This is a genomic window from Streptomyces sp. GL_148 (assembly GCF_057834205.1).
In genome coordinates, this window is record NZ_CM174396.1 from 1,836,928 (window position 1) to 1,852,182 (window position 15,255).

Sequence of the window (15,255 nt, forward strand, 5' to 3'; positions counted from 1 at the left end):
CACTCCCCCGTTGAGCCCGGCGAGCCGGAACCCCCCGGCCCCGCACGCCTAGTCCGAGGAGCCACCCCGTGCCGCGCATGCTCGAAGTCAGTGATGAGGTACGTGCCGAGATCGGCGACGAGGAGGCCGAGCGGCTGCTCGCAGGTGACGGATCCCCGGGCAGCTACGACTGCACTTCCTGCCGCACCCCCGGCGACTCCGAGCGCGAGCAGACGAGCACGGTGCTGTTCGTCGGCGACGAGACGGCCGTCCTGGCCTTCGCCCACGCCGGCTGCATCCCCTCGCAGGTCGTCTCCGTCCCCGAGGCGGACCTCCAGGGCGCCGTCCGCTCCATCACGGGCGACAGCCCCGCGCCGGCGGCCTCCCCCGCCGGCGACGTGCCGCAGTCCGTGCCCGGCGGCCAGGCCGTCCTCGGCATCACCAGCGGCCTGATCCTGATCAACGGGGAGCTGCACCCCGCCCTCGTGGTGGAGCCGACCGCGCCCATCGCGCGCCCCGGCACCACCGGTCCCGGCGACGACTTCCTCCCGCTCCTCATCGAGCAGGGCTTCATCCCCATGACCGACACCGAGGAGGTCCCGCAGGCCCTGACCGGCTGGTCGATCCTGCTCGCCGCGGGCCAGCTGCACTCGGTGCTCCAGCCCGGTCAGATCGCCTGGTGGCAGGCGCACCGGCCGCTGTCGGTCACCGACGGCTGGAGGGCCGCCGTCAACAAGACGCAGCGCGTCCTGGTGTACGCCGCCCCCGTCGGCACCATCGGCCAGCAGCCCCGCGAGGACCTGCTGCGCGACGCCCTGGACAAGGCCGCCCGCAACGGCAAGCTGGTCGCCGCCTCGATGCCGCTGGCGGGTACCCCGGGCGCCTGAGGCGCCCCGGCTCCCGGGACCTGCCCGGGCTCCCGCTCGCCGCTCTGCCTTCCATCCCCGAAACGGCCGTCCGACCCCCGCCCAGGGGGGCGGGCGGCGTGCGCCGGGGGTGCGCGGTCCGTCCCGCGCACCCCCGGCGATCTGCGTTTTCCGCCCCGCCACCCCGCATCCGCGGGCCGCCGGTTTCGTTGGCTGATACGTGCATTCCTACGATGTCTCCCGCGCCCCGTCCTATCCGAGCAGCGTCCCCCCGATGCGCCCCGTACGGGAGCTGGGGAGCTCTCCGGCCGCCTCGCACACCCCCATCTACGACACGCTGTACTCGGAGTACCTGCGCGCCTTCCGTGCCCTGCCCGGCGACCGCACGGGCGAGGAGGACCTCGGCTTCACGGCGTTCTCGTACGGGGGCCCCTACAGCAGCGCGTACGGCAACGGCGCGGGCACGTACAGCAGCGGGTCCGCCGCGGGCTCCACGAGTTCCTACGGGAGCGGCTGGAACGGTTCCGCATGGCAGCCGACGGGACAGCACGCGGCACGGCATGCGGACGCCTGGCAGCCCTCCCCCGCTCCACAGCCGCAGTACTCGTACGCCGGCGCCGGATACGCGAACGGGCAGCAGCACCAGACCGGGATGCAGCACATCCCGGCGGCCCTGCCGCCCGCTCCGCGCCGGGGCTACTAGCCCGGCGGAGTTCCGCTTCCGCTACATCTTGCGCTTGTGCTGCGCACCGCGCTTCTCGCGGACGCGGACCGAGATGTGGATCGGGGTCCCCTCGAAGCCGAACTCCTCGCGCAGGCGGCGCTCGATGAAGCGGCGGTAGCCGTGCTCGAGGAAGCCCGAGGCGAACAGGACGAACCGCGGCGGCTTGCTGCCCGCCTGCGTACCGAACAGGATGCGCGGCTGCTTGCCGCCACGGATCGGGTGCGGGTGGGCGGCGACGACCTCGCCGAGGAAGGCGTTCAGACGGCCGGTCGGGATGCGCGTCTCCCAGCCCGCCAGCGCGGCCTCGATGGCCGGGACCAGCTTCTCCATGTGGCGGCCGGTGAGCGCGGAGACGTTCACCCGGGGCGCCCAGGCGACCTGCTGCATCTCGGTCTCGATCTCGCGCTCGAGGTAGTAGCGGCGCTCCTCGTCGAGGTCGTCCCACTTGTTGTACGCGATCACGATCGCGCGGCCGGCCTCGACGGCCATGGTGATGATGCGCTGGTCCTGGACGGAGATCTGCTCGGTCGTGTCGATCAGGATGACCGCGACCTCCGCCTTCTCCACGGCGGCGGCCGTGCGCAGCGAGGCGTAGTAGTCCGCGCCCTGCTGGAGGTGGACCTTCTTGCGGATGCCCGCGGTGTCGATGAACTTCCAGGTGACCCCGCCGAGCTGGATCAGCTCGTCGACCGGGTCGCGGGTGGTGCCGGCCATCTCGTTGACGACGACGCGGTCCTCCTTCGCGACCTTGTTCAGGAGGGAGGACTTGCCGACGTTCGGGCGGCCGATGAGCGCGATCCGGCGCGGACCACCGACGGCGGTGCCGAAGGTCTGCTCGGGGGCCTCGGGCAGGGCCTCCAGGACGGCGTCGAGCATGTCGCCGGTGCCGCGGCCGTGCAGGGAGGAGACCGGGTGCGGGTAGCCGAGGCCCAGCGACCACAGCGAGGCCGCGTCGGACTCGCCGCTCTGGCCGTCGACCTTGTTGGCGCACAGGACGACGGGCTTGCCGGCCTTGCGCAGCAGGCGGACGACGGCCTCGTCGGTGTCGGTGGCGCCGACCTTGGCGTCCACGACGAAGACGACCGCGTCGCAGGCCTCGATGGCGTACTCGGCCTGGGCGGCGACGGAGGCGTCGATGCCGAGGACGTCCTGCTCCCAGCCGCCGGTGTCGACGACCTTGAAGCGGCGGCCGGCCCACTCGGCCTCGTAGGTGACGCGGTCGCGGGTGACGCCGGGCTTGTCCTCGACGACCGCCTCGCGGCGGCCGATGATCCGGTTCACCAGGGTCGACTTGCCGACGTTCGGGCGGCCGACGACGGCGAGGACCGGGAGCGGGCCGTGGCCGGCTTCCTGGAGCGCGCCCTCGACGTCCTCGATGTCGAAGCCCTCTTCCGCGGCGAGCTCCATGAACTCCGCGTACTCGGCATCGCCAAGTGCTCCGTGGTCTTGCTGGTCGTTCATGAAGTCCGTTCCTCGTCGTTCGTGGTGATCGGTGGGGCCCGCGCAGCGCGGTTCCACTACTAGGTCAAGTCTCGCTCAGCGCCCGGTGAGGCGCTTGGCGTCGGCCAGGTGGGCGGTCAGCCGGTCCTGGATGCGTACGGTGGCCAGGTCCAGCGCGGTACGGGTCCGGCGGCCACTGCCGTCCCCGGCGTCGAAGGCATCGCCGAAGACGATGTCGACCCTGCTCTTCAGCGGCGGCAGCGCCTTGACGACCCTGCTGCGCCGCTCGGTGCTCGCGAAGACGGCGACCGGCACGATGGGCGCGCCGGCACGGACCGCGAAGTACGCGAGGCCCGCGCGCAGCGAGGCGAAGTCACCTTCGCCCCGGGTGCCCTCGGGGAAGATCCCCAGGGCCCCGCCGTTCTCCAGGACGCCCAGCGCACGGCTGACGGCGCTCCGGTCGGTGCCGGAGCGGTCCACCTTGACCTGCCCGATCCCTTCGAGGAAGGGGCCGAGCGGACCGACGTACGCCTCCTTCTTGATCAGGAAGTGCAGCGGCCGGGGCGCGGTGCCCATGAGCATGGGACCGTCGATGATGTGCGAGTGGTTCACGGCCAGGATGACGGGGCCGGTGGCGGGGACCTTCCAGGCCCCCAGCACGCGCGGCTTCCAGAGGCCGTACATGAGCCCGATGCCGATCCTCCGGCCGACCGCCGCACCCTTGAGGGAGGGCGTATCGCTCACGCGCGGCCCCGCTTCTCTTCCACCAAGGTCACGACACACTCGATGACCTGGTCGAGCGTGAGCTCGGTGGTGTCCACCTCGACCGCGTCGCCGGCCTTGGCCAGCGGGGAGGTGTGGCGGCCGGAGTCGGCGTTGTCGCGCTTGATCAACGCCTCCTTGGTGGCCGCGAGGTCCGCGGCCTCCTTGCCGCGGAGCTCACCGCTGCGGCGGGCCGCGCGGGCCTCGGGGGAGGCCGTGAGGAAGACCTTCAGGTCGGCGCCGGGCAGGACGGTGGTGCCGATGTCCCGGCCCTCGACGACGATGCCCTCGGCCTCTTCGAGCGCCTCTGCGGTGATGGACCGCTGGAGATCGGTGATCAGGGTGCGCACCTCGGGGACGGCGCTCACGGCGCTGACCTTCGAGGTGACCTCCTGGGTCCGGATCGGGCCGGAGGCGTCCTGGCCGTCGACGGTGATGGTGGGGGCGGACGGATCGGTGCCGGACACGATCACGGGCTTGCCCGCCGCGAGGGCGATCGCCTGCGGGTCCTCGATGTCGATGCCGTTGGTGATCATCCACCAGGTGATGGCCCGGTACTGGGCACCGGTGTCCAGGTAGCGCAGCCCGAGTTTGGCGGCCACGGCCTTGGAAGTGCTGGACTTGCCCGTGCCGGAGGGACCGTCGATGGCGACGATCACGGCGGTCGGAGCTGCGGTTTCCACGGTGCGGGCACCTTCCTGGTTGCGCGTACGTGTCCGGGCGCGCCAATAGCGCCCCTCCTCCAGGTTACCGGGCTTTTCGCCGCCGCCCGCCGGGGCGTCGGCGGGCGGCGGCGGGGTGGGCCCGGGGCCTGCCCCCGGCAGGCCTCGGCCCGGCCTCGGCCCGGCCCTGGAGGCGGGGGCCTCGCCTACGGCTGGCGCAGGGCCCAGCCGCGTTCGCGCAGCTCGGCCTGGAGGCCGGCCACGGCCCGGGGTTCGACCATCAGCTGGACCAGGCCCGCCTGCTGCCCCGTCGCGTGCTCGATCCGCACGTCCTCGATGTTGACCCCGGCCCGGCCGGCGTCGGCGAAGATCCGGGCGAGCTCGCCCGGCTGGTCGGAGATGAGGACGGCCACCGTCTCGTAGACGGTCGGCGCGGCGCCGTGCTTGCCCGGCACCCGGACCCGGCCCGCGTTGCCGCGGCGCAGCACGTCCTCGATGCCGGCCGCCCCGTCGCGGCGCTTGTCCTCGTCGGCCGACTGCAGGCCCCGTAGGGCTTCCACGGTCTCCTCCAGGTCGGCGGCGATCCCGGAGAGCACGTCCGCCACGGGTCCCGGGTTGGCGGAGAGGATCTCCACCCACATCCGGGGGTCGGAGGCGGCGATCCGGGTCACGTCGCGGATGCCCTGTCCGCACAGCCGCACCGCGGTTTCGTCGGCCTCCTCCAGCCGGGCCGCGACCATGCTGGAGACGAGCTGCGGGGTGTGGGAGACGAGTGCGACGGCCCGGTCGTGCGCGTCGGCGTCCATGACCACCGGGACGGCCCGGCACAGGGCCACCAGTTCCAGTGCGAGGTTCAGCACCTCGTGGTCGGTCTCCCGGGTCGGCGTGAGCACCCAGGGGCGGCCCTCGAAGAGGTCGGCGGAGGCGGCGAGCGGTCCGGACTGCTCCTTGCCCGCCATCGGGTGGGTGCCGATGTACGCCGTGGTGTCCACGCCCAGCGCGTCCAGCTCCCGGCGCGGGCCGCCCTTGACGCTGGCCACGTCCACGTAGGCGCGGGCCAGGTCGCGGCCTATGGCGTCGGCGAGGGTGGCGGCCACGTGGGCGGGCGGTACGGCGATGACCGCGAGGTCGGCCTTGCCCTGGTAGGGCTCCTCCGTGCCGGCGCCCAGCGCGGCGGCCGTACGGGCCTGCCCCTGGTCGCGGTCGGACAGGTGGACGGCGATGCCGCGGGCGGCGAGGGCGAGCGCCGCGGAGGTGCCGATCAGTCCGGTTCCGATGACGACGGCGGTTCTCACGGGGTGCTCTCCAGGTGTACAGGGGATGTGACGGCGGGTGCCTGCCTCAGGGTAGCCAGCGGGAACGGCGCGAGGGCCCGGCGTCCCGTCCGTTGGGACGGGACGCCGGGCCCTCGGGAACCGTCCTCGCAAGGACCGGGGCCGGTCAGAGGTTCTGCCGCCTGATGATGTCCTCCAGCGAGCCGCTCGGGATCGAGCCCTCGGGGGTCAGCTTGTCCACGGCCTGCGGGAGCTCCTGCGCGATCTGGTCGGCGGCGGCCTCGGGGGTGACGCCCGCCTGCGCGGCGACCTTGGCCAGGGTCTCGTCCGGCAGGGCCTTGGCGATCTCCGCGCCGCTGACCGGCTGGTTCTCGCCGGTGCCGACCCAGGACTGGGCCTGGTCGACGAGGCCCGACTTGGTCAGCATGTCCAGCAGCCCGCCGAGCGGGTTGTTCCCCGCGCCTCCGGCCGCCTGGGCGCCGCCGGCACCGCCACCGCCCATGAGGGCGCCGAGGAGGGAGCCCAGGATGTTGCCGCCGCCACTGCCGCCCTGTCCGCCGCTGCCGCCGCCGAGAAGGCCGCCGAGAAGGGAGCCGAGGTCGTTGCCCGCCATGGTGATGCCTTTCGAAGAGGGACCGGGCACGCGGAAATCGGCGTACCCGGCTTCGAGATACGGACAATGTCACCCAACCCGGGCGCGTCTGCCACTTGGCGCAGAGCCGCGCACCGACTGCGGTAGAACGATCGGCATGATCTTCCACCTCGCACCGCTCGCCGACTGGACCGCCGATCCCGCACGCCCGTACGCCCCGCCCTCCCTCGACTCCGAGGGTTTCGTGCACTGTTCGGCGGATCCCGAGACGGCGCTGGCGATCGCCGCCTCGCACTACGGCGGCGTACCGGGAACCCTGCTCGCCGTGGAACTCGACGAGCGCGCCCTCACCTCCGAGGTCCGCCGGGAGGGTGAACCCGGAGGCCTCCGTTTCCCGCACGTCCACGGACCGCTGAACCGGGACGCGGTGGTACGCGTGTGGGAGGTGGTACGCGCCCCCGGTGCGCCGGCGGAGCTCGTTCCCTGGCCGACGGAAGGCTGAGTCAAGGCGTGGCGGGGTGTTGCCGGGGCCCGTCACACGCCAGGATGCCTCTCGCCATCCCGGCGATCACCGAGGAGAAGTCATGAGCGACCCCACCCGCGCCGCACGGCGCACGGTACTGGCGGCCGGCGCGAGCGTCCTGGCAGGCGGCGTGCTGACCGCCTGCGGCGGAGCCGACGACACGAAGCCGTCGTCCGAGGGCGGCAGCGCCCCCACGGCGGCGGACTCCGCGTCCGCCTCGTCCTCCACTCCGCCCGGCAACACCAAGGCCCTGCTCAAGTCCTCGGAGGTGCCGGTCGGCGGCGGCACGGTCCTCAAGGACGAGAAGCTGGTCGTCACCCAGCCGACGGCGGGCTCCTTCCGCTGCTTCACGGCGGTCTGCACCCACCAGGGCTGCCTCGTGACCAAGGTGGAGGCCGGCACCATCGACTGCCCGTGCCACGGCAGCAAGTTCAAGGTCGCGGACGGCGCGGTGGCCAAGGGCCCGGCCACCAAGCCGCTGGCGGAGAAGAAGATCACCGTCTCCCCGGCGGGCGAAATCTCGCTCGCCTAGCCGCAGACCCCGGCACTAGCCTCGCCGGATGAACGAGGCCAACGAGAACGAACCGACGCCCGAGCCGCTCGAACTCACGCTGGTCAGGGACCACACGGTCTACTCCTGCGTGATCGGTTCGAGGGCGTTCGGCCTGGCGACGGAGGCGAGCGACACCGACCGGCGCGGTGTCTACCTCGCCCCTACGCCGCTGTTCTGGCGCTTCGAGAAGCCGCCGACACATGTGGACGGGCCCCGGGACGAGGAGTTCTCGTGGGAGCTGGAGCGCACGTGCGAACTCGCCCTGCGCGCCAACCCGAACATCCTGGAGGTCCTCCACTCCCCCCTCGTGGAGGACCTCACCCCGGTCGGCGAGGAACTGCTCTCGCTCCGCGAGGCGTTCCTCTCCCGCCGGGCCCACACCAGCTTCAGCCGGTACGCCGTCTCCCAGCGCGGCAAACTCCTCGGCGACCTCCGCAACCACGGAGCCCCGCGCTGGAAGCACGCCATGCACCTGCTGCGCCTGCTCCTGTCCTGCCGCGACCTGCTGCGCACGGGCCGCCTGGTCATCGACGCGACCCCCTACCGCGACCGCCTCCTCGCGGTCCGCCGCGGCGAGCTCACCTGGGAGGAGGTCGACGCCTGGATGACCCTCCTGACCGAGGAAACCGAAGCCGCCCTCGCGACGACCCCCCTCCCCGAATCCCCGGACCTCCCCCGCGTAGAGGACTTCCTCCTGCGCACCCGCCGGGCGTCGGCCTAGTCCCAGAGGGCGCCGAAGGACAGGAGTTCGGCGCGGTATTCGATGCGGCCCTCCCAGTCGCGGGGCCAGGCGTCGGCGCCGAGGTGGGCGCCCGCGAAGGCGCCGGCCAGGCAGGCGATGGAGTCGGAGTCGCCCGCCGTGCAGGCCGCGCGGCGCAGGGCCAGGAGCGGTTCCTCCGGGAAGAGCAGGAAGCACTGGAGGGCGGTGGCCAGGGCCTCCTCGGCGATCCAGCCTTCGCCGGTCGTGAGGCAGGGGTCCGTTTCCGGGGACGGGGTGCGCAGGGCCGCCGCGAGGCGGTCCAGGACCTCCAGGCACTCGTCCCAGCCGCGCGCCATGAAGGACTCGGCGGAGGCGTCGGACGGCGTCCGCGTCCAGAGGTCGCCGAGCCAGCGCTCGTGGTAGCGGGTGCGGTTCTCCAGGGCGTACGAGCGCAGCTGCCCGACCAGACCGGTTACCTCCGTGCCCTGCGCCAGCAGGAACACCGCCCGCGCCGTGAGGTCGGAGGCGGCCAGTGCCGTCGGGTGGCCGTGGGTGAGGGCCGACTGGAGCTGGGCCGCGCCGGCCCGCTCCTCCTGCGTCCAGCCCGGTACCAGCCCCACGGGAGCCACCCGCATGTTCGCCCCGCAGCCCTTGGAGCCGAGCTGGCTGGCATCGCGCCAGTCCCGCTCGGGCAGGTTCAGGAGGCTGCAGGCCTTCAGGCAGGTGTTGCCCGGGGCCCGGTTGTTCTCCGGGGAGTGGTACCAGTCGACGAACTCCTCCCGGACCGGGCGGGCGAGGCGCAGCGGGCCGACCCGGCGGTCCATCGCCGTCCGCATGCCCCGGGCGAGGGCCAGCGTCATCTGGGTGTCGTCCGTGACGATCGCCGGCCGGGGCAGGTCCATCTGCCGCCACGGGCCGGTCTTCGCCAGGATCCGGGGCACGTCGTTGAACTCCGTCGGGAAGCCGAGGGCGTCTCCCAGGGCCAGTCCGATCAGGGAGCCCGTGGCGGCCCGCTTCGTGTGCGTCGGCGGCGTCGTCATCGTCGTCATCGTGTGTGTCCTTCCGAGGGGCGCAGCAGGGGCGGGTGCAGGGTGTTCGCGGGTCCGGGCCGGTAGAGCGCCGCCGGTTTGCCGCGGCCGCCGGTGAGCCGGGCGGCTCCCGGCACGGCCTCGACGAAGCCGGGCGTGGCCAGGACCTTGCGGCGGAAGTTGGGGCGGTCCAGGGCGGTGTCCCAGACGGTCTCGTAGACGGCCTGGAGCTCGCCGAGGGTGAACTCGGGCGGGCAGAAGGCGGTGGCCAGGCAGCTGTACTCGAGCTTCGAGCCGACACGGGACCTGGCGTCCGCGAGGATCTCCGCGTGGTCGAAGGCCAGTCCGAAGGCCGGCTCGCAGGCCTCCCCCACCGGCACCCAGCGGGCGCGGTCCGCGTCTGTGCCGCCCCCGGCCACCGGTTCCGGCAGATCGGGGACGAGCGCGGTGAAGGCCACCGAGACCACCCGCATGCGGGGGTCGCGGTCCGGTTCGCTGTAGGTGCGCAACTGGTCCAGGTGCAGGGCGTCGATCACCTGCGCCGACAGGCCGGTCTCCTCGGCCAGTTCGCGCCGGGCCGCCGTCTCCGCGGATTCCCGGGGCAGCAGGAAGCCGCCGGGCAGCGCCCAGGCTCCCGCGTACGGTTCCTGCCCGCGCCGGATCAGCAGCACGTGCAGGGTCCCGCCGCGCACGGTGAAGACGGCGAGGTCGACGGTCACCGCGAAGGGTGCGAAGGCGTGCGGGTCGTACCCGTACCCGTGCCCGGGTCCGGGTCCGGGTCCGGGTCCGCGTCCGTTGTCACTCATCGGCTCCGCTCCCCCGTCCGCTCGGCCACCCGCCCGGCCACCCGCTCCGGCAGCGGATCCGCGAACTGCCAGCCCTCCGCCAGGAGTCCGTCGACGGCCGCCACCGCGGCCGCCAGCCGCGCCCCGCGGTCCCCGCGGACCACCAGGAAGCGCTTCCCGGTCCGTTCCAGCTCCTCCAGGAACCGCCCGGTCATCCACGGCCGGAGCTCCGCTCCGTCGCGCAGCCCGTCGTCCTCGAAGGGCACGCCTTCGTGGTCGGTGAGCAGGTACAGGTCCCGCCGCGTCCCGGCGGCGATCCGCTCGACCTCCGCACTGCGTGCGCCCGTGTACCGCTCGTGCCAGATCCCGGTGGCGAAGGAGTCGGTATCGCAGAAGAGCACCGGTGATCCCAGCCGGGCCGCCCGCTCCTCCTCCGCGTCCTGCCGCCGCGCGATCACCGGGAACTCCGCCGAGGCGAAGCTCACCCCGGCCCAGGTCGCCGCCGGGTCCGCGGTGCGCGCCGCCGCGAGCCGCTCCTCGCTGTAGCGGCGGCCGTACTCCGCCACCCAGCCCGTCTTCGCCCACACCCCGCCGCGGCCCCGCCAGTGCTCGGCCAGGGCCCGGGACAGCGTGGTCGTACCGGTGGACTCGGCGCCGAGTACGACGATCCGCCGGGTCAGCGCCGCCCGTACGGCGGGCCCCAGGAACTCCCAGTTCCCGACGGGGTCGGCCCGTACGGCCGTGCCGGACACCGGGAACAGGGTGCGGTCCCGGTCCACGCAGACCTCCTCGGCCCCGAACCGCCGCGCGAGCTCGGCCCCGTAGGCCTCGGAGGTGAAGACGGCGTCGACCGGGCGGCCCACCGCACCCCGGAAGACCGCCATGTGCGCCTCCCAGATCGCCGGGTCCTGGAGGTCGACCGGGATGTCGTCGACCGCGCCGACCACCTCGGCCCCCGGGTGCGCCTCGCGCATCCAGGCGACCCGGTCGGCGAGCGGTACCGACTCCACCGAGGCCGCGCAGACCAGTACGGTCAGCCGCTCGCACTGGTCCTGCGCGGTGCGCACCAGGTGGTGGTGGCCGGCGTGCGGCGGATAGAACTTGCCGAGGACCAGCCCGTGGCCGTGGCGCTTCACGCCGTCACCGCCGTCACCGCAGGCGCCTCGCGGGCCGGGAGCGCCCGGCGCCAGCCGAGCAGCCCGGCCACGCACAGGGCGAGGAAGCCGGCGTAGAGCAGGGAGGTCAGGTACAGCCCCTTGTACGCGTACAGCGGGATGTACACGAGGTCGGCGGCGATCCACAGCCACCAGGACTCGACGAGCTTGCGGCACTGCCCGTAGGTGGCCGCGAGCGAGAGCCCGGTCGTAGCCGCGTCCCAGAACGGGACGGTGGAGTCGGTGACCCGGCTCAGCAGGAGGGTCAGGCCGAGCACCCCCACCGCTCCCGCCGCGGCCAGCACGGCCCACTCGGCGGCCGTGGTGCGGCGCACCGGCAGCCGTGCCGGGAGGGCATCGGCCGTCCCTGGTCCACCCCCGTGGGTCCAGGACCACCAGCCGTACGCGGCGAGGGCGATGAAGACGATCTGCAGCCCGGCGTCGGCGTAAAGGCCCGCCTGGGCGAAGAGCACGATGAAGAAGACGTTGTTGGCGATGCCGATCGGCCAGTTGGCGATGTGCTGCCGGGCGACCAGCCAGACGCACACGGCCCCCGTGACGAAACCGAGGATCTCGGTCCAGCTCGTCTGCCATCCCATGACGCCCCCCATCTGTTTATAGTCAGGTTGACTATAAACAGGGTCCGGGGCTCCGCACAACCAAAAAACCCGCGGCGCCCAAGGGCGCCGCGGGTTCTGGAGGCCTACGGGAGGCCGGGGGTCCTACAGACCGACCTCGCGCATGAGCATGCCGACCTCGGTGTTGGTCAGGCGGCGCAGCCAGCCGGACTTCTGGTCGCCGAGCTCGATCGGGCCGAAGGAGGTCCGCACGAGCTTCTCGACCGGGAAGCCGGCCTCGGCCAGCATGCGGCGGACGATGTGCTTGCGGCCCTCGTGGAGGGTCACCTCGACCAGGTAGTTCTTGCCGAGCTGGTCGACGACGCGGAAGTGGTCGGCGCGGGCGTAGCCGTCCTCCAGCTCGATGCCGTCCTTGAGGCGCTTGCCGATGTCGCGCGGCAGCGGACCGGTGATCGCGGCGACGTAGGTCTTCTTCACGCCGTACTTCGGGTGCGTGAGGCGGTGGGCCAGCTCACCGTGGTTGGTGAGCAGGATGATGCCCTCGGTCTCGGTGTCGAGCCGGCCGACGTGGAAGAGACGCGTCTCACGGTTGGTGACGTAGTCGCCGAGGCACTGGCGGCCGTCCGGGTCCTCCATGGTGGAGACGACGCCGGCCGGCTTGTTCAGCGCGAAGAACAGGTGCGACTGGGTGGCGACGGTCAGGCCGTCCACCTTGATCTCGTCCGAGGGCTTCACGCGCTTGCCCTGCTCGAGGACGATCTCGCCGTTGACCTCGACGCGCGCCTGCTCGATGAGCTCCTCGCACGCACGGCGCGAACCCATGCCGGCACGGGCGAGCACCTTCTGCAGACGCTCACCCTCCTCCTCGGCGCCCGGGAAGGTCTTCGGGGTCTTGATCACGGGCTTGTCGGCGTACCGGTCGCGCACGCGCTCCTCGATCCGCGCCTCCAGCTCGCGCGGCTTGGACTGGCCGCTGCGGCTGCCGGGGCCGATGCGCGGGCCGCCCGCGCCGCCGATGCCGGGGGTCCTGGAGACCTTCGGGCCGCCCTTGGCGCCACCGCGGGCCGCAGCACCGCGTGCACCGCCACCGCGGTTGCCGTCGGCCGCGCCGCGGGCACCGCCGCCGCCCGCCTTGGCGCCGCCACGGCCGTTGCGCTCACCCTCGGGGCCCACGTCGTAGCGACGCTCCTCGGGGCGGGGGTTGCGGATGCGGGGGGCCTGCTCGCGGTCGCGGTCGCGGTCGGAGCCGCCGCCCTGGTAGCCGCCACCGCTGGAGCTGCCGCCGCTGCGGTAGCCGCCGGAGGAGCTGCCACCGCGGGCGCCGCCACCCTGGTAGCCGCCGCCGGAGCTGCCGCCACGGGAGCCACCCCCCTGGTAGCCACCACCAGAGCTGCCGCCACGGGAGCCGCCGCCGGAGCTGCCGCCGCCCTGGTAGCCACCACCGGAGGAGCCACCGCGGGAGCCGCCCGAGCTGCCACCACCCTGGTAGCCACCACCAGAGCTGCCGCCGCGGGAGCCGCCGCCGGAGCTGCCGCCGCCCTGGTAGCCGCCACCGGAGGAGCCGCCGCGGGAGCCACCACCCTGGTAGCCGCCGCCCGAGCTGCCACCGCGGGAGCCACCACCACCGCCGGAGCCGCCGCGGGGGGCGCTACCGCGCCCGCCGCCACCGCCGCCGCTGTTCCTGTTGCCGCCACCGTTGCCGTTGCCGCTGCTTCGCATCAAAGTTCCGTCGTCTTGTCGTCTTCATCGGTATCCGGAGAGTCCGGATCGAACGACGGAACACCCTCTTGCGTCTCGGCTTCGATCGCGTCCGCCTCGGGGAGGAAGGGCGCGAGCTCCGGGAGCTCGTCCAGGCCACGCAGGCCCATCCGCTCCAGAAAGTAGTTCGTCGTCCTGTACAGGATCGCACCTGTTTCGGGTTCCGTCCCCGCCTCCTCCACCAGACCCCGCTGGAGGAGGGTCCGCATGACCCCGTCGCAGTTGACTCCACGGACCGCCGAGACCCGCGAGCGGCTGACCGGCTGGCGGTACGCCACGACGGCCATCGTCTCCAGCGCCGCCTGGGTGAGGCGGGCCTGCTGGCCGTCCAGGACGAAGGCCTCCACCGCCGGCGCGTAGTCCGCCCGGCTGTAGAACCGCCAGCCCCCGGCGACGAGCCGCAATTCGAATCCGCGGCCCTGGACCTCGTACTCGTCCACCAGCTCGCGCAGCGCCTGCGCGACCTCGCGGGGGGTCCGCTCCAGCACCTTGGCCAGGTGCGCCTCGGTCGCCGGCTCGTCCACGACCATGAGGACGGCCTCCAGGGCAGGCTTCAGCGCCAGCCCGGCCACGGGGGTCGTCACGTCACTCATTCCTTGACCTCCACGATCTGGTCGAACTCGTCCGTCACCGTCGGCATCCCGTCCCCGTCCCCGCCGCTCCAGCGCACGGTGAGCGTCTGCAGGGCCTCCTCCTGGTCCAGGACCACCGCCTTCTCCCGGTAGAGCTCCAGGAGGGCCAGGAAGCGCGCCACGACGGTCAGGGTGTCGGCGGCGTCCTCGGTGAGCTCCTGGAAGGTGGCCTCGCCCCGCGCCTTGAGCAGCGCCACGACCAGCCCGGCCTGCTCCCGGACGCTCACCAGGGGCGCGTGGATGTGGTCCACGTACACCTGCGGCTTCGCCCGGGGCTGCATGGCCTTGACCGCGAGCCTCGCCAGCCCCTCGCCGCCGATGCTGATGACCACCTCGGGGAGCAGCTCGGCGAGGTGGGGTTCCAGCCCCACGGTGCGCGGGTAGCGCTTGCCCTCGATCTCGGCGCGGTCCTGGAAGATCTCGGCGATCCGTTTGTACGCCCGGTACTGCAGCAGCCGCGCGAACAGCAGGTCCCGGGCCTCCAGCAGCGCGAGGTCCGCCTCGTCCTCGACCTCGGCGACGGGCAGCAGCCGGGCCGCCTTCAGGTCGAGCAGGGTGGCGGCGACGACGAGGAACTCGGTCGTCTGGTCGAGGTCCCAGTCTGGCCCCATGGCACGGATGTACGCCATGAACTCGTTGGTGACCTCCGACAGCGCGACCTCGGTGACGTCCATCTTGTGCCGGGAGATCAACTGCAGCAGCAGATCGAAGGGCCCCTCGAAGTTCACGAGCCGCACGGTGAACCGCCCGTCCCCCACCCCCTCGCCCGAGGCCGGCAGAGCCGCTACCGCCCCCTGCGCGCCACCAGGCCCCTGCGGAGCCGCTACCGCCCTCTGAGCGCCACCAGGGCCCTGCGGGACCGCTGCCGCCCCCTGAGCGCCACCAGGCCCCTGCGGAGCCGCTGCCGCCCCCTGAGCGCCACCAGGGCCCTGCAGGGCCGGTACGGCCCTCTGGGCCCCGCCCTGGAGCTCTGGGGCCTCTGGCTCCTCCGGGGCCGGTACGGCCGCAGCAGGGGGTCCGGGGGTCTCCCCCCGGTTTCGGGAAGGGGCGGGATCGGGGAACTCCTCCTCCACCGGCACGGAGGCACCCGGGCCGCGGCCCAGCGAGCGGCGGGGCGGGGGGCCGGGTTCGGCGGGAGAGGGCATCGCGGTCCAGGGTGGTACGGGTACGGAGAGAGCGGCGGATCGGGCCGGGGCCCGGTGCCCAAGGCTCCCACGCGCCACCACACGAGAGCAGCGGGGACCC

The 15,255-nt window shown here is 73.2% G+C and carries 17 protein-coding genes; 5 read left to right on the forward strand and 12 right to left on the reverse strand.

Translation table 11 applies throughout. From position 1 onward, the window contains the following. Positions 1-68: 68 nt before the first annotated feature. Both AC3IYI_RS08410 and AC3IYI_RS08415 read left to right on the forward strand, forming a co-directional pair. Entirely contained in the window at positions 69-866 is a 798-nt protein-coding gene (locus tag AC3IYI_RS08410; protein WP_266909936.1) for a DUF8842 C-terminal domain-containing protein, read from the forward strand. Between the two features lie 253 nt (positions 867-1,119). Further along, positions 1,120-1,548 carry a hypothetical protein gene (locus AC3IYI_RS08415; RefSeq protein ID WP_489409584.1) on the forward strand — a complete coding sequence of 143 codons (429 nt, stop codon included), beginning with the start codon at positions 1,120-1,122 and terminating at the stop codon, positions 1,546-1,548. Between the two features lie 21 nt (positions 1,549-1,569). On the opposite strand, the gene der is transcribed toward AC3IYI_RS08415, so the two are convergent. The 5 genes from der to AC3IYI_RS08440 form a co-directional block, all read right to left on the reverse strand. After that, positions 1,570-3,030: a ribosome biogenesis GTPase Der gene (gene der, locus AC3IYI_RS08420; protein ID WP_327252003.1), complete on the reverse strand. Its 1,461-nt coding sequence runs from the start codon at positions 3,028-3,030 to the stop codon at positions 1,570-1,572. Positions 3,031-3,105: 75 nt separating this feature from the next. Next, positions 3,106-3,693 (reverse strand): lysophospholipid acyltransferase family protein, encoded by a 588-nt coding sequence (locus tag AC3IYI_RS08425; RefSeq protein WP_243341013.1) that lies wholly within the window; start codon positions 3,691-3,693, stop codon positions 3,106-3,108. Between the two features lie 56 nt (positions 3,694-3,749). Continuing rightward, positions 3,750-4,454 carry a (d)CMP kinase gene (gene cmk / locus AC3IYI_RS08430; protein WP_489409585.1) on the reverse strand — a complete coding sequence of 235 codons (705 nt, stop codon included), beginning with the start codon at positions 4,452-4,454 and terminating at the stop codon, positions 3,750-3,752. 185 nt (positions 4,455-4,639) lie between these two features. Then, positions 4,640-5,728: a prephenate dehydrogenase gene (locus AC3IYI_RS08435; RefSeq protein ID WP_489409586.1), complete on the reverse strand. Its 1,089-nt coding sequence runs from the start codon at positions 5,726-5,728 to the stop codon at positions 4,640-4,642. Between the two features lie 145 nt (positions 5,729-5,873). Beyond that, complete coding sequence (locus AC3IYI_RS08440) at positions 5,874-6,320, reverse strand: YidB family protein (RefSeq protein ID WP_489409587.1); 447 nt, start codon at positions 6,318-6,320, stop codon at positions 5,874-5,876. A gap of 136 nt (positions 6,321-6,456) precedes the next feature. Between AC3IYI_RS08440 and AC3IYI_RS08445 the strand changes: the two genes are divergently transcribed. The 3 genes from AC3IYI_RS08445 (at position 6,457) to AC3IYI_RS08455 (ending at position 8,096) form a co-directional block, all read left to right on the forward strand. Further along, positions 6,457-6,801 (forward strand): DUF952 domain-containing protein, encoded by a 345-nt coding sequence (locus AC3IYI_RS08445; protein WP_489409588.1) that lies wholly within the window; start codon positions 6,457-6,459, stop codon positions 6,799-6,801. Between the two features lie 82 nt (positions 6,802-6,883). After that, positions 6,884-7,354 (forward strand): Rieske (2Fe-2S) protein, encoded by a 471-nt coding sequence (locus tag AC3IYI_RS08450; RefSeq protein ID WP_489409589.1) that lies wholly within the window; start codon positions 6,884-6,886, stop codon positions 7,352-7,354. 28 nt (positions 7,355-7,382) lie between these two features. Continuing rightward, positions 7,383-8,096, forward strand: a complete 714-nt coding sequence (locus AC3IYI_RS08455; protein WP_489409590.1) for a nucleotidyltransferase domain-containing protein — start codon at positions 7,383-7,385, stop codon at positions 8,094-8,096. Here AC3IYI_RS08455 and AC3IYI_RS08460 read toward each other — a convergent pair. The 7 genes from AC3IYI_RS08460 to AC3IYI_RS08490 all read right to left on the reverse strand — a co-directional run bounded on the left by AC3IYI_RS08460 (position 8,093) and on the right by AC3IYI_RS08490 (position 15,155). Then, the gene (locus tag AC3IYI_RS08460; protein WP_489411474.1) at positions 8,093-9,115 is read right to left on the reverse strand and encodes an ADP-ribosylglycohydrolase family protein; all 1,023 of its coding nucleotides are present in this window, start codon (positions 9,113-9,115) and stop codon (positions 8,093-8,095) included. The genes AC3IYI_RS08455 and AC3IYI_RS08460 overlap by 4 nt on opposite strands. A gap of 5 nt (positions 9,116-9,120) precedes the next feature. Further along, entirely contained in the window at positions 9,121-9,909 is a 789-nt protein-coding gene (locus tag AC3IYI_RS08465; protein WP_489409591.1) for an NUDIX hydrolase, read from the reverse strand. Continuing rightward, positions 9,906-11,024, reverse strand: coding sequence for an AAA family ATPase (locus AC3IYI_RS08470; protein WP_489409592.1), 1,119 nt, complete (start codon positions 11,022-11,024; stop codon positions 9,906-9,908). The genes AC3IYI_RS08465 and AC3IYI_RS08470 overlap by 4 nt, the downstream gene beginning before the upstream one ends. Further along, positions 11,021-11,641: a nicotinamide riboside transporter PnuC gene (gene pnuC / locus AC3IYI_RS08475; protein ID WP_489409593.1), complete on the reverse strand. Its 621-nt coding sequence runs from the start codon at positions 11,639-11,641 to the stop codon at positions 11,021-11,023. Before pnuC ends, AC3IYI_RS08470 begins: the two co-directional genes overlap by 4 nt. A 123-nt stretch (positions 11,642-11,764) precedes the next feature. Continuing rightward, a complete protein-coding gene (locus AC3IYI_RS08480; protein WP_489409594.1) occupies positions 11,765-13,339 on the reverse strand; it encodes a pseudouridine synthase in 1,575 nt (524 codons plus the stop codon). Continuing rightward, a complete protein-coding gene (gene scpB / locus AC3IYI_RS08485; RefSeq protein ID WP_489409595.1) occupies positions 13,339-13,971 on the reverse strand; it encodes an SMC-Scp complex subunit ScpB in 633 nt (210 codons plus the stop codon). The genes AC3IYI_RS08480 and scpB overlap by 1 nt, the downstream gene beginning before the upstream one ends. Beyond that, entirely contained in the window at positions 13,968-15,155 is a 1,188-nt protein-coding gene (locus AC3IYI_RS08490) for a segregation and condensation protein A (protein WP_489409596.1), read from the reverse strand. Before AC3IYI_RS08490 ends, scpB begins: the two co-directional genes overlap by 4 nt. Positions 15,156-15,255 lie beyond the last annotated feature (100 nt).

Coding starts and splice junctions, on each gene's coding strand:
- AC3IYI_RS08415 (WP_489409584.1), top strand. CDS start 1,120: ATGCGCCCCGTACGGGAGCTGGGGAGCTCTCCGGCCGCCTCGCACACC.
- der (WP_327252003.1), bottom strand. CDS start 3,030: ATGAACGACCAGCAAGACCACGGAGCACTTGGCGATGCCGAGTACGCG.
- AC3IYI_RS08425 (WP_243341013.1), bottom strand. CDS start 3,693: ATGTACGGCCTCTGGAAGCCGCGCGTGCTGGGGGCCTGGAAGGTCCCC.
- AC3IYI_RS08440 (WP_489409587.1), bottom strand. CDS start 6,320: ATGGCGGGCAACGACCTCGGCTCCCTTCTCGGCGGCCTTCTCGGCGGC.
- AC3IYI_RS08445 (WP_489409588.1), top strand. CDS start 6,457: ATGATCTTCCACCTCGCACCGCTCGCCGACTGGACCGCCGATCCCGCA.
- AC3IYI_RS08450 (WP_489409589.1), top strand. CDS start 6,884: ATGAGCGACCCCACCCGCGCCGCACGGCGCACGGTACTGGCGGCCGGC.
- AC3IYI_RS08455 (WP_489409590.1), top strand. CDS start 7,383: ATGAACGAGGCCAACGAGAACGAACCGACGCCCGAGCCGCTCGAACTC.
- AC3IYI_RS08460 (WP_489411474.1), bottom strand. CDS start 9,115: ATGACGACGCCGCCGACGCACACGAAGCGGGCCGCCACGGGCTCCCTG.
- AC3IYI_RS08465 (WP_489409591.1), bottom strand. CDS start 9,909: ATGAGTGACAACGGACGCGGACCCGGACCCGGACCCGGACCCGGGCAC.
- pnuC (WP_489409593.1), bottom strand. CDS start 11,641: ATGGGATGGCAGACGAGCTGGACCGAGATCCTCGGTTTCGTCACGGGG.
- AC3IYI_RS08480 (WP_489409594.1), bottom strand. CDS start 13,339: ATGCGAAGCAGCGGCAACGGCAACGGTGGCGGCAACAGGAACAGCGGC.
- scpB (WP_489409595.1), bottom strand. CDS start 13,971: ATGAGTGACGTGACGACCCCCGTGGCCGGGCTGGCGCTGAAGCCTGCC.
- AC3IYI_RS08490 (WP_489409596.1), bottom strand. CDS start 15,155: ATGCCCTCTCCCGCCGAACCCGGCCCCCCGCCCCGCCGCTCGCTGGGC.